Origin of the sequence: Mesorhizobium sp. M0909 (genome assembly GCF_040319515.1) — a bacterium.
GTDB lineage: Bacteria > Pseudomonadota > Alphaproteobacteria > Rhizobiales > Rhizobiaceae > Mesorhizobium.
Genome location: NZ_JAMYOA010000003.1, coordinates 40096 through 51913 on the forward strand (window position 1 = coordinate 40096; position 11818 = coordinate 51913).

General features: G+C 64.3%; 11 protein-coding genes. 3 read left to right on the forward strand and 8 right to left on the reverse strand.

The window, feature by feature from the left end; genetic code table 11:
* Positions 1–2 precede the first annotated feature (2 nt).
* From NKH83_RS04735 to betI, 3 genes are read right to left on the reverse strand one after another with little or no spacing between them, the layout of a single operon-like run.
* A complete protein-coding gene (locus NKH83_RS04735) occupies positions 3–1010 on the reverse strand; it encodes a threonine/serine dehydratase family protein (RefSeq protein ID WP_502895542.1) in 1008 nt (335 codons plus the stop codon).
* Positions 1010–2536 (reverse strand): choline-sulfatase, encoded by a 1527-nt coding sequence (betC, locus tag NKH83_RS04740; RefSeq protein ID WP_352802309.1) that lies wholly within the window; start codon positions 2534–2536, stop codon positions 1010–1012. Before betC ends, NKH83_RS04735 begins: the two co-directional genes overlap by 1 nt.
* Positions 2533–3123 carry a transcriptional regulator BetI gene (gene betI, locus NKH83_RS04745; protein WP_352802310.1) on the reverse strand — a complete coding sequence of 197 codons (591 nt, stop codon included), beginning with the start codon at positions 3121–3123 and terminating at the stop codon, positions 2533–2535. Before betI ends, betC begins: the two co-directional genes overlap by 4 nt.
* Before the next feature lie 228 nt (positions 3124–3351).
* Between betI and NKH83_RS04750 the strand changes: the two genes are divergently transcribed.
* Both NKH83_RS04750 and NKH83_RS04755 read left to right on the forward strand, forming a co-directional pair.
* The gene (locus NKH83_RS04750) at positions 3352–4518 is read left to right on the forward strand and encodes an acetyl-CoA acetyltransferase (protein ID WP_352802312.1); all 1167 of its coding nucleotides are present in this window, start codon (positions 3352–3354) and stop codon (positions 4516–4518) included.
* Between the two features lie 26 nt (positions 4519–4544).
* Positions 4545–5549, forward strand: coding sequence for an asparaginase (locus NKH83_RS04755; protein ID WP_352802314.1), 1005 nt, complete (start codon positions 4545–4547; stop codon positions 5547–5549).
* Here NKH83_RS04755 and NKH83_RS04760 read toward each other — a convergent pair.
* A complete protein-coding gene (locus tag NKH83_RS04760; protein WP_352802315.1) occupies positions 5542–6918 on the reverse strand; it encodes a TIGR03808 family TAT-translocated repetitive protein in 1377 nt (458 codons plus the stop codon). The genes NKH83_RS04755 and NKH83_RS04760 overlap by 8 nt on opposite strands.
* 121 nt (positions 6919–7039) lie before the next feature.
* Between NKH83_RS04760 and NKH83_RS04765 the strand changes: the two genes are divergently transcribed.
* Positions 7040–7513, forward strand: a complete 474-nt coding sequence (locus tag NKH83_RS04765) for a GreA/GreB family elongation factor (RefSeq protein ID WP_254819923.1) — start codon at positions 7040–7042, stop codon at positions 7511–7513.
* On the opposite strand, the gene NKH83_RS04770 is transcribed toward NKH83_RS04765, so the two are convergent.
* From NKH83_RS04770 to NKH83_RS04785, 4 genes are all read right to left on the reverse strand, one after another.
* Complete coding sequence (locus NKH83_RS04770; protein WP_352479505.1) at positions 7510–7899, reverse strand: type II toxin-antitoxin system death-on-curing family toxin; 390 nt, start codon at positions 7897–7899, stop codon at positions 7510–7512. The genes NKH83_RS04765 and NKH83_RS04770 overlap by 4 nt on opposite strands.
* Entirely contained in the window at positions 7896–8126 is a 231-nt protein-coding gene (locus NKH83_RS04775) for an AbrB/MazE/SpoVT family DNA-binding domain-containing protein (RefSeq protein WP_352479506.1), read from the reverse strand. The genes NKH83_RS04770 and NKH83_RS04775 overlap by 4 nt, the downstream gene beginning before the upstream one ends.
* A 73-nt stretch (positions 8127–8199) precedes the next feature.
* On the reverse strand, positions 8200–10323 hold the full coding sequence (gene scpA, locus NKH83_RS04780; protein ID WP_352802318.1) for a methylmalonyl-CoA mutase: 2124 nt from the start codon (positions 10321–10323) through the stop codon (positions 8200–8202).
* On the reverse strand, positions 10320–11762 hold the full coding sequence (locus NKH83_RS04785) for a methylmalonyl-CoA mutase subunit beta (protein ID WP_352802320.1): 1443 nt from the start codon (positions 11760–11762) through the stop codon (positions 10320–10322). The genes scpA and NKH83_RS04785 overlap by 4 nt, the downstream gene beginning before the upstream one ends.
* Positions 11763–11818 lie beyond the last annotated feature (56 nt).

Below are 11818 nucleotides of genomic sequence, written 5' to 3' on the forward strand. Positions count from 1 at the left end.
GTTCATGCGCGCCCGTGGTTCATATGCGCAATGAAATCGGCCAGCGAGACGTTGCCGCCGGTTGCCACTACGAGAACGGTCTTGCCGGTCGCGTCGACCTTACCGCCGAGCAACGCCGCCAGCGAAGCAGCGCCGGATGGTTCGAGCACCAGCTTCAGCCGCTCGAAGGCGATGCGCATGGCGCGCCGCACCGAGGCATCGTCGACGGTGACGCCGCGAACGCCGGCCGCCTTCACCGCTGCGAACGGCGCGTCGCCCGGCCGCCGCGACATCAGCCCGTCGCAGATCGATTTCGGCCCGATCGGCATGGTTTCGATGGCACCATGCGCCAACGACGAGCCCATGCCGTCAAAACCTTCCGGCTCGACGCCGATGATCTCCGTGGCGGGCGACAGGTAATGGAAGGCCAGCGAAACGCCGCCGATCAGGCCGCCGCCGCCGACTGAGCAGAACAAGAGATCGACCTCCGCTTGCCTGGCGGCGAGCTGGTCGAGTGCCTCCAGCCCGGCACCGGCCTGGCCGGCGACGATCTCCGGATCGTCGAACGGGTGCAGCAGCGCCAGGCCTTCGCTAGCAGCGATCTCGCGCGCCTTGGCGGCGGCGACTTCCTCACGCGCGCGCTCGCCATGGTCAGTCAGCACCACGCGCGCGCCGTAGCCCGATGTGGCGTCGCGCTTGGCGGCCGGCGCGTCGATCGGCATGACGATGGTGACGGGAATGCCAAGCGCCTGGCCTGCCGCCGCCAGCCCTTGCGCGAAATTGCCGGAGGAGTAGGCGACGACGCCCTTTTGGGTTTCGTCAGGCGAGAGCTTCTTCAGCCGCCAGTAGGCGCCGCGCACCTTGAACGATCCGGCCCATTGCAGCGATTCGGCCTTAACGAAGACGCGGGCAGCGCCGGTCTCGCGGGCGAGTGCCGCCGATTCCAGCAGCGGCGTGACCTGCGTTGCCTTGGAGGTGACGGCATAGGCCTGCCTGAGATGGTCGAGCGAGGGGACGAGACGGTCTGCCATCATTTGCCTCGCGGAAAGCGCTTCTGCTCTTCGAGCAGGTCGAGATTCATGTGGTTGCGCATGTAGCGCTCCGATGCCTTCTGCAGCGGCTGGAATTCCCAGGGATAATGGGTGCCGTTGCGCAGCGCCGGGTAGACCACCCAGCGGCGTGCCTGGCTGGCACGCACCGCGGCATCGAACGCCGCCATGTCCCAACGCGCCCGCACCTTGTCGGTGAAAGCGGCCACCAAAGCCGCATTGGCCGGATCGGCGGCGAGGTTGGTCAATTCCCGCGGATCCGATTCAAGATCAAACAGTTGCGGCGGGTCGATCTCGCAATGGATGAATTTGTAGCGGCCCTCGCGCATTGCCACCATCGGCGCGTTGGAGCCTTCGGCGGCATATTCCATCAGCACCGGCGCGGAGCGTTTCTTTCCGTTCAGCAACGGCAGCAGCGACTGGCCGTCGGTCCACGGCGCAATCGCGCTGATGTCGATGCCGGCGAGATCGCAAAGCGTCGGCGTCACGTCGAGGTTGGAAACCGGCGTCTCGATCAGCCCGGCGTGTACGCCCTTGCCGGCGATCATCAGCGGCACCCGCGCCGAACCTTCGAAAAAGCACATCTTGAACCACAGGCCGCGCTCGCCGAGCATGTCGCCGTGATCCGAGCAGAACAGGATGATCGTATCGTCGAGCATTCGCGTGCGCTCGAGTACCGACAGCAATTCGCCGAGCTTGTCATCGAGATAGGAGATGTTGGCGAAATAGCCGCGCCGTGCGCGGCGTATCTGCTCAGCGGTGATGTCGAACCTGTCATAGTCGCTGGCGCGGTAGAGCCGCTGCGAATGCGGGTCCTGCCTGTCGTAAGGAATGAAGCCGACCTCGGGCTCGAGCGCCGGGCAATCCTGGTAGAGGTCCCAGTAGCGCCGCCGTGCGACGTAAGGATCGTGCGGATGGGTGAAGGAAACCGTCAAGCACCAGGGCCGATGTGCGGCATCGTCGGAGACGCGGGCAAAATCGTAGAGCTTCTGCACCGCATGGAAGGCGACCTCGTCGTCATATTCCAGCTGGTTGGTGATCTCGGCAGTACCGGCGCCGCTGACGGAGCCGAGATTGTGATACCACCAGTCGATGCGCTCGCCGGGTTTGCGATAGTCGGGTGTCCAGCCGAAATCGGCCGGATAGATGTCGGTGGTCAGCCGCTCCTCGAAACCATGCAACTGGTCCGGCCCGACGAAATGCATCTTGCCGGAGAGGCAGGTGTGATAACCTGCGGCGCGCAGATGATGGGCAAAGGTCGGGATCGAAGACGCGAATTCGGCGGCGTTGTCGTAGACACCGGTGCGTGACGGCAACTGGCCGCTCATGAATGCGGCGCGGCCCGGGGCGCAGAGCGGCGAGGCGGCGTAATTGTTGCAAAACCGCGCCGAACGCGCGGCGAGCGCCTTCAGATGCGGCGCGTGCAGGAAGTCCGCCGGCCCATCCGGGAACAGCGTTCCGTTGAGCTGATCGACCATGACGATCAGGATGTTGGGTTTGGATGTCACTGCTTCTGCCGTCCGCTGAGCTTCGTTTCGAGATAGTCCTCGACCAGTGCAATCGCGGTCGCGGCATCGGGAACACCTTCTTTCAGCGCGCGCCTGATATAGAGCCCGTCGATCAGCGCCGCCGTCGCTTCGGCGACCCGGTCGGCCTCGCTCCTCGGCAGGATGCCGGTCAGCCCGCTGAGCAGATTGGAATGCAGCCGCCGTGCATAGACCTTGAGCAGCCGGCGAAGTGCTGACGACTTCTGCGCCTCGACATAGAAAGCGAGCCAGGCGGCGATCGTTTCGGCCTGGAACTGGATGTCGGAGAAGTTGACCGCGACCACCGCCGAGACGCGCTGGCGCGCCGTGCCGGCCGCGCGAAGTGCACGGCGCGTATCGGCGGTGAGTTCGCTGAGGATGTGCCGCATGGTCGCCAGCAGCAATTCGTCCTTGGCGCCGAAATAATGGTGGGCAAGCGCCGAGGACACGCCGGCGCGCCCGGCGATTTCCGACATCGTCACATCGAGCGAACCGCGCTCGCCGATCGCCGAGATCGTTGCGTCGATGAGCGCCCTGCGGCGCAACGGTTCCATTCCGAGTTTCGGCATTTTTGCTCCGGCCTGTTGGCACCAAGATTATTTTTTATTGACGCATCAATCAACAAAAATCCGGTCTGATTTGCTGGCAAAAGCCAGGCACTATGACCAGATGTTCAAGATCAAGCGATTGTGCGGTTCTGGCCCCTTCACGAAGCCGGCGGAACGGTTCATGCTTGAACAATGCTGAGGGCGCGCCGCAAGTATCGCGTAGCCCGGGTCCACAGGATGGAGATCGCCATGACAGCATGCATCGTCGGTTGGGCGCATTCGCGCTTCGGCAAGCTCGAAGGCGAGACGCTGGAGGGCCTGATCACCAAGGTGGCAGTCGAAGCGCTTGATCATGCCGGCATCGGTCCGGATGACGTCGATGAAATCGTGCTCGGCCACTTCAACGCCGGGTTTTCCGCCCAGGATTTCACCGCGAGCCTGGTACTCCAGGCCGACGACCGGCTGCGCTTCAAGCCGGCGACCCGCGTCGAGAACGCCTGCGCCACCGGCTCGGCGGCAGTCAGGCAAGGCATCCGCGCCATCGACGCCAATGCCGCCCGTATCGTGCTGGTGGTCGGCGCCGAGCAGATGACGACGACGCCCGGTCCCGAGATCGGCAAGAACCTGCTCAAGGCCTCGTATCTGCCGGAGGACGGTGACACGCCGGCAGGCTTCGCCGGCGTCTTCGGCAAGATCGCCCAAGCCTATTTCCAGCGCTACGGCGATCAGTCGGATGCGCTGGCGATGATCGCCGCCAAGAACCACAAGAACGGCGTCGACAATCCCTATGCGCAGATGCGCAAGGATTTCGGTTACGAGTTCTGCCGGCAGGAAAGCGAAAAAAACCCCTTCGTCGCCGGTCCGCTGAAGCGCACGGACTGCTCGCTGGTCTCAGACGGCGCCGCCGCGCTTGTCCTTGCTGATACGGCCACGGCGCTGAAGATGCGCCGCGCCGTCGCCTTTCGCGCCAATGAGCATGTGCAGGATTTCCTACCGATGTCGAAGCGCGACATTCTCGCCTTCGAAGGCTGCGAGCAGGCCTGGAACCAGGCGCTGAAGCAGGCGGGCGTGACGCTCGGCGACCTTTCCTTCGTCGAGACGCATGACTGCTTCACCATCGCCGAACTGATCGAGTATGAGGCGATGGGCCTGGCCAGGCCGGGCGAGGGCGCCAAGCTGGCCCTGGATGGCGAGACGGCGAAGAATGGAAGGTTGCCGGTCAATCCGTCGGGCGGGCTGAAGGCCAAGGGCCACCCGATCGGTGCCACCGGCGTATCCATGCATGTGCTGAGCGCCATGCAGCTTGTCGGCGAGGCGGGCGGCATCCAGGTGCCGGGAGCAAAACTCGGCGGCATCTTCAACATGGGTGGTGCCGCGGTCGCCAACTACGTTTCCATTCTCGACAGGATCAGATAAACCCGCCCGCATTTGCGGGAGGTGACATGGCAAATCCGGTTCTGGTCGAAGTCTTGCGCGGCGCAATCGTCGAGAGTGCCCATCGCGGCGCTGTTGCCGTCTTCGACGCCGATGGCAAGCCTGTCTGGGAGATCGGCGACACGGCACAGCCGGTGTTCCCGCGTTCGGCGGTCAAGGCGATCCAGGCGCTGCCGCTGGTCGAGAGCGGCGCTGCCGATGCCTACGGCTTCGGTGATCGGGAGCTGGCGCTGGCCTGCGCCTCGCATTCCGGCGAGCCGCCACATGTCGAGCTGGCGCGCGCCATGCTGGCGAAGGCCGGCCTGGACGAGGCGGCACTCGAATGCGGCGCGCATTGGCCGTCGAGCCATGGAGCGACGCTGGCACTTGCGCGCGCCGGCAGCGTGCCGAACGCGCTGCACAACAATTGTTCCGGCAAGCACTCAGGCTTCCTATGCACCTGCGTTCACAGCGGCATCGCCCATCGTGGTTACGTCAAGGCTGGCCATGCCTCGCAGGAGATGGTGCGCGAAGCGATGCAGGCGGTGACCGGTGCTGCCCATGACGCCGATCACCGCGGCACCGACGGCTGCTCGATTCCGACCTATGCCGTGCCGCTGCGCAGCTTTGCCCTTGGCTTTGCCCGCATGGCGACAGGTGCCGGCTTCGAGCCGGTGCGCGCCCGGGCGGCGAAGCGGCTGCTCTCCGCCTGCATGGCCGAGCCGTTTTTCGTCGCCGGCACGGGCAGGTCCGATGTCGCGATGATGGAGGCCGCGCCCGGGCGGATTTTCGTCAAGGGAGGCGCCGAAGGTGTTTTTTGCGCCGCCCTTCCGGAGCTCGGCCTTGGCATCGCGCTGAAATGCGATGATGGCGCCGGCCGCGCCGCTGAAGCGATGGTCGCGGCCGTGCTGGCTAAGCTGCTGCACGCCGACAAGATGGTAGCGGCGAAACTGGTCGAACAGGCAAATCCGCCCATCGAAAGCCGGATCGGCGCCAAGGTTGGCGCGCTCCGGCCGACAGCCACCCTCAACTGACGTGGTTGCGCTCGACGGTCAAATGCGCGTAGCCGGCATTGCCTGATGCGGCGAGGTCGCCGGTCACCGGCTCGGCCCAGCGTTGGCCGACGATCGCGCCATTCTGGACCCCGTCGATGACATTGTCGGAGATGATTGCCGTCCCGGCACCTTCGACCACGGTGACGACGATGCCGGTCCTCGCCTTGCGGATGACGTTTCCCGTGGCGACCACGTTGCGCATGAACGGTCCCCAGCCGATCTGCATGCCGTAGAGCGGCGCATTCTCGACGACATTGCCGGAAACTACGGTGTCTGCCTCGACGCTGATGCCGACGCCGAAGCCGGGCGCGTCGGCAGGGTAGGGGCCGCTGGTCGACAGATTGCGGACGATGTTGCCGGAGCAGACGCCCATGCGGCCGCCTTCGTTGAAATTGACGATCGAAATGCCGTTCGCGGCGCCATCGACGATATTGTTGCCGATGATCGCACCTTCGAATGAGAATTCGGAATACACGGCCGTTTCGCCCGAGCGCGAGCAGGTATTGCCGGTGATCTGCACATTACTGGCACTGTTGGCGCGGATCGCCGAAAACGCGCAGTCCGAAACAATATTGCCGGAGATGATGACGTTGCCGGCGCGGAAGGCATTGATGCCATTGCCGTTCTGGCCGGTTCCGCCGCTGCGCGCCTGGATTCGTTCGATGCGGTTGCCGCTGACGATGGTGCCGTCTTCCGCTGCCTGCCAGCGGTGCACGAGGATGCCGCCATTGGCGCAATCGGAGACGCTATTGCCTGATATTTCCAGGCCATCGGCCTCGACCGAATAGATGCCGGCGTCGGCTGCGCCGGATATCTCCGAGCGCTCGATGCGGCCCGAGGCGTGTTCGAGCGCCAGACCGTTCTTGCCGCTGCCGGTCATCTGGCAGTTGTCGACGACCAGATGGACGATGCGGCGCAGATCGAGCAGGCCTTGCGTGTAGTCGCCCATCCAGCGCTTGCTGCCGTCGAACACGAGCCCGCTGAGTTCGATATGCTCGGCCTGTTCTGCCATGATGAGATGGCCATTGCCGCCATAGACGATCCGCGATGCGCCCGGCACCCCGGACAGGCGCACGCGGCCGGGCAGCGACAGGCTGGAAACGATATAGGTCCCCGGCGGCAGGAACACCGCCATGTCGCGGTCGTGCGCATCGCGCAGCAGCTTGGTGAAAGCCTTGCTCTGGTCGTCAAGCGCGCCGGGCCGGACGCCGAGATCGGTCGCGTTGATCGCGCCGCGCATCGCGGCTTTCTCGATGCCGGGCAGGTTTTTCGCCGCTGCCTTGCCGAGCGAAAGCCCCATGACGGCAAATCCGGCGGTCTGCGCAAGCAGCGTTCGTCTGTTCAACATCGGCACAGATTCCTTGCGTTCAACGGTCGCGCCGCAGGATTCGTGCCAGACAGGATCGGCCCCGACGTCGGTTCGCCGGCTACGGCTTGTGGAGTCGTCGCGTCAGGCATAAGTTCGTCGGATGAGCAGGGCCTTCACCCGCGAGGAAGACAGCGAAAACGCCATCGCCGGCATCGGCGAGCGGCCGATCAGCCATCACCGCAATCTGGTGACGGAACGCGGCCTGGCGCTGATCGATGCGGAGGTGGCCGCTCTGCGCGACGAGCTCGGCCGAGCCGAAAAGCGGGCCGACCGCGAGCGCATCGCGCTGGTGTCGCGTGATCTTCGCTATTGGACGGCGCGGCGCGAAAGCGCCGAACTTTCGGTGCCGGAGCCGGGCAGCGACATGGTCCGCTTCGGCATGGGTGTCACGTTGGAAAGCGACGACGGCAAGAAGGTGCACTGGAAGATCGTCGGCGAGGATGAGGCAAATCCCGCCAAGGGGACAATTTCCCATGTGTCGCCGATGGCGATGGCGCTGTTCGGCAAGAAGGTCGGCGAAGTTGCCGTGGTCAATGGCAAGGAGTGGGAGATCGTCAAGCTCTCCGACAGTTAGTCTTCGAGCTTGACGACATGATCGCGGAAGAACGCCGCGGCACCAGCCTTGTCGATTTCGCCGGCGGCGACCATCATGACCAGTTGAATAATGTCCGCCTGCTCGGCTTCGATGCTCAAGCCATTGAAATAAAGGAACAGATCGGCCGCCGCGAAAGCAGTACGCTTGTTTCCGTCGACGAATGGATGGTTTTTGGCGATACCGAAAAAAAGATAAGCGGACGCCAGCTCACAGAGATCGGGCTCGCCATAGATTTCCCTCTGCTGCGGCCTGTAGAGCGCCGACTCCAGCATTCCCTCGTCGCGGATGCCCGCTGCGCCGCCGTGGAGGCGCAGCTGCTCGGCGTGAAGCGCCTCCATGAATTCCCGCGAATGATGCTCGGTCATTTTGCGAGCGCGCGGTAGGCAACCTCATACTTCTTCATCCGCTCACGCGCGATCTTCATCTTGCGCTCGAATTCTTCAGCAGTGTCCTCGGTGCGGCGCAGACGAAGCTCATCGCCTTCCTGAACGATGACGATGCTGTCGCCCGCCTTCAGGTTCATGCGGACGAGAATTTCCCTCGGCAGGATCACGCCTTCGGAATTGCCGATTTTGCGAATGGTGGTGTTCATGGTGAGACATCCTGTTGCAACGCTGATTATAACTCTGCGTGTTTCTCGTTACAACAGACGTTAGAACAAGGCATCAGCCAACCTGCAGCAGGCGGTCCATCAGCCGGTCCGCCGCTTCCGGGATGACTGTGCCGGGCGGGAAAATTTCAGTGGCGCCTGCCTGCCGGACTGCGTCGTAATCCTGTGATGGAATGACGCCGCCGGCGACGATCAGCATGTCGTCGCGGCCGAGCTTCTTCAGCGCAAGTTTGAGTTCGGGAATAAGCGTCAAATGGCCCGCAGCCAGCGACGAGGCGCCGACGATGTGCACGTCATGCTCGACGGCCAGCCTGGCGATCTCTTCCGGCGTCTGGAACATCGGCCCGACGGTGACGTCGAAGCCTAGGTCGGCAAAGGCGGTGGCGATCACTTTCTGGCCGCGATCATGGCCGTCTTGGCCCATCTTGGCGACCAGAATGCGCGGCCTGCCGCCCGACTTCTCCTCGAACGCCACGATCTTGTCCTGCAGCCGGTCGACCACTGGACTGTGACCAAGCGCGTTGCGATAGACGCCGGAGATCGTCTGCACCGAGGCGACATGACGGCCGAAGACTTTTTCCAGCGCCAGCGAAATCTCGCCGACCGTGGCATTGGCGCGGGCGGCCCGGATGGCGAATTCCAGCAGGTTTCCGTTACTCCCGGCAGCGCGGGTAAGCGCATCGAGCGCGCTCTCGACGGCTGCGACGTCACGCGTGCCTTTCAGCCGCTGCAGCTTCGACAATTGCCGCGCCCTGACTTCGGCATTGTCGATCCTCAGCACGTCGACATCGATGTCCGTCCCGGGCTGGTGGGCATTGACGCCGACCACGATCTGTTCGCCGGAATCAATGCGCGCCTGGGTGCGCGCGGCAGCCTCTTCGATGCGCAGCTTCGGTAGGCCCTTTTCGATCGCCGCGGCCATGCCGCCGAGGCTCTCGACCTCCTCGATATGCGCAAGCGCACGCGCCGCCAGGTCATGCGTCAACCGTTCGACATAGGCGGAGCCGCCCCACGGGTCGATAATGCGCGTCGTGCCGGACTCCTTCTGCAGGATGAGCTGTGTGTTGCGGGCGATGCGGGCCGAATGGTCGGTCGGCAGCGCCATTGCCTCGTCGAAGGAATTGGTGTGCAGCGACTGCGTATGCCCTTGAGTCGCGGCCATCGCCTCGATCATGGTGCGGATGATGTTGTTGTAGGGGTCCTGCGCCGTCAGCGACCAGCCCGAAGTCTGGCAATGGGTGCGCAGCGACAGCGAACGCTCGTCCTTCGGCGAAAAATTCTTCAGCATCAGGCTGGCCCACAAAAGGCGCGCTGCTCTCAGCTTCGCGACTTCCATGAAGAAATTCATGCCGATGGCCCAGAAGAAGGAAAGGCGCGGAGCGAAACGGTCGATATCGAGGCCGGCCGCGACGCCAGCGCGGGCATATTCGATACCGTCGGCAATCGTGTAGGCGAGCTCGAGGTCCGCCGTCGCTCCCGCCTCCTGCATGTGGTAGCCGGAGATGGAGATCGAATTGAACTTCGGCATGTGCTTCGACGTGTAGGAAAAAATGTCCGCCACGATCCGCATCGAAGGTTTTGGCGGATAGATATAGGTGTTGCGCACCATGAACTCTTTCAGGATGTCGTTCTGAATGGTCCCGGCGAGGTCCTTCTGCGCGACGCCCTGTTCCTCCGCCGCCACGATATAGAGCGCCATGATCGGCAGCACCGCGCCGTTCATCGTCATCGATACCGTCATCTCGTTAAGCGGGATGCCGTCGAACAACTGGCGCATGTCGAGAATGGAATCGATGGCGACGCCGGCCATGCCGACATCGCCGGCGACGCGCGGATGGTCGCTGTCGTAGCCGCGATGCGTGGCGAGATCGAAGGCGACTGAGAGGCCTTTCTGGCCGGCGGCAAGGTTGCGCCGGTAGAAGGTGTTGGACTCCTCTGCCGTCGAGAAGCCGGCATATTGCCGGATCGTCCAGGGTTGCTGGACATACATCGTCGGATAGGGGCCGCGCACGAAGGGCGGCAGGCCCGGATAGGTATCGAGATGAGGTAAGCCCTTGAGATCGCCCTGGTTGTAGAGATGCTTGATGGCGATGCCTTCCGGCGTCATCCGCTGACCTTTGACCTCGACAGGCGCCCGCCGTGGCGGCGACCAGGCGATCTGGCTGAAATCCGGGATCATGGTACCGCTCCGATCGACTGATCGATGCGGATCGGAAACAGCGGCTCGCACACCGCAACGCCTTCGTCGAAGGCAGGCCGCCGCGCCGCCGCCAGCGTCTCGACCGGACGCTCGGTCTTCGACGGGTGCAGCGTCGTGCCGACGATCGCCCGTTCGCCCGCCTCGTAGGCTGTGTTGCGGCGCGCGGAAGCTGCCTGGACGCGCCTCTGGATGTGGCCTTGCTCAAGGCTGGTCAGCACGCCGCCTTCCGCCTCGATCTGCTGGAAATCCTGCCAGGCCGCCGCGCAGAGCTCCGCAGTCAGCGCTTCGACGGCGCCCGAACCGCAAGCCGGATCGGCGACGTGGTCGAGGTGGCTTTCATTGGCCATGATCAGTTGCGCGTTGCGGGCAACGCGGCGGGCAAAACCCGCGGGTAGGCCGTGCGCGATCGTGTGCGGCAGGATGGCGATCGAATCCGCGCCGCCGGCGGCAGCCGCAAAGGCGGCGATGGTGGTGCGCAGGATGTTGGTTTCCGGGTCGGCCGCCGTCATCATCCGGAAGGAGGTTTCGGCATGGATGCTGGCAGTGGAGGGCGGTATCGAGCAGGCCTCCTGGACACGCGCCCACAGCCTGCGCAACGCCCTGACCTTGGCCGTCGATACGAACTGGTCCTGGTCGACGCTCAGCGCAAAACCGATATGCGGCGCCGCGTAGACGAGCGGCTGGCGCGCCTTCTCGAACAGCCTCAGATAGGAGACGGCCGAGGCGAGCATGGTGCCAAGCTCCTGCGCCTCGGTGGCGCCGGCATTGTGGAATACCCGCCCGTCGGCCTCCAGCAGCACGCCGGGCACACCCATCGAAAAGAAATGCGCCAGCGATTGCGGCATCGAAGCCTGTAAAGCGTCGATCGACATGCGCAGCCTGCCGGTCCCGGCAAAAATCGCCGCCGGATCGATGCCGAAGGAGAGGTTGAGCTTTGCCGGGTCGGAGCGGCGCTTGGTCAAAAACGCCACCAGCCAGTCTGCCACGGCACGGCTCCAGGGATGGGCGTCGATGCGGATCTGGATGCGGTTGAGCGGCACGCCGTCGAGCACGCCCTCCAGCGCCTCCGCCGTCCTCGGCAAGCCATAGCCGAAGGCGTTCGGCGCACCCTCGAAGACAAGCGACAGTCCGGTGGCACCCTGCGCGACGTCTTCCAGCGCCTGCGCACTGGCCCGGCCTATGTCCGGATCGTCGATACGCTGGCTGACGATCCACGATGATCCCGGGTTGGCGCGCACGACAGGCTCGGCGGTTACCGAACGCTCGTAGAGCGGTTCGATGCGGATGGCGTCGTCCGTATGCGAGACGAGCTTTTCCTCGAAGGACCCGCCGGCCAGCGCCTTCTCCGCCAGCGCCAGCCATCGTTGCCGGTCGGCGTTCGGAAGTTCGGCATCCTGGGTCAAGGCACCGGCGCCCATCCGTTCTCCTCATTCTAGCGGCCGCAGCGGCCAGCTACGTCAGTCTACGTTCCCCG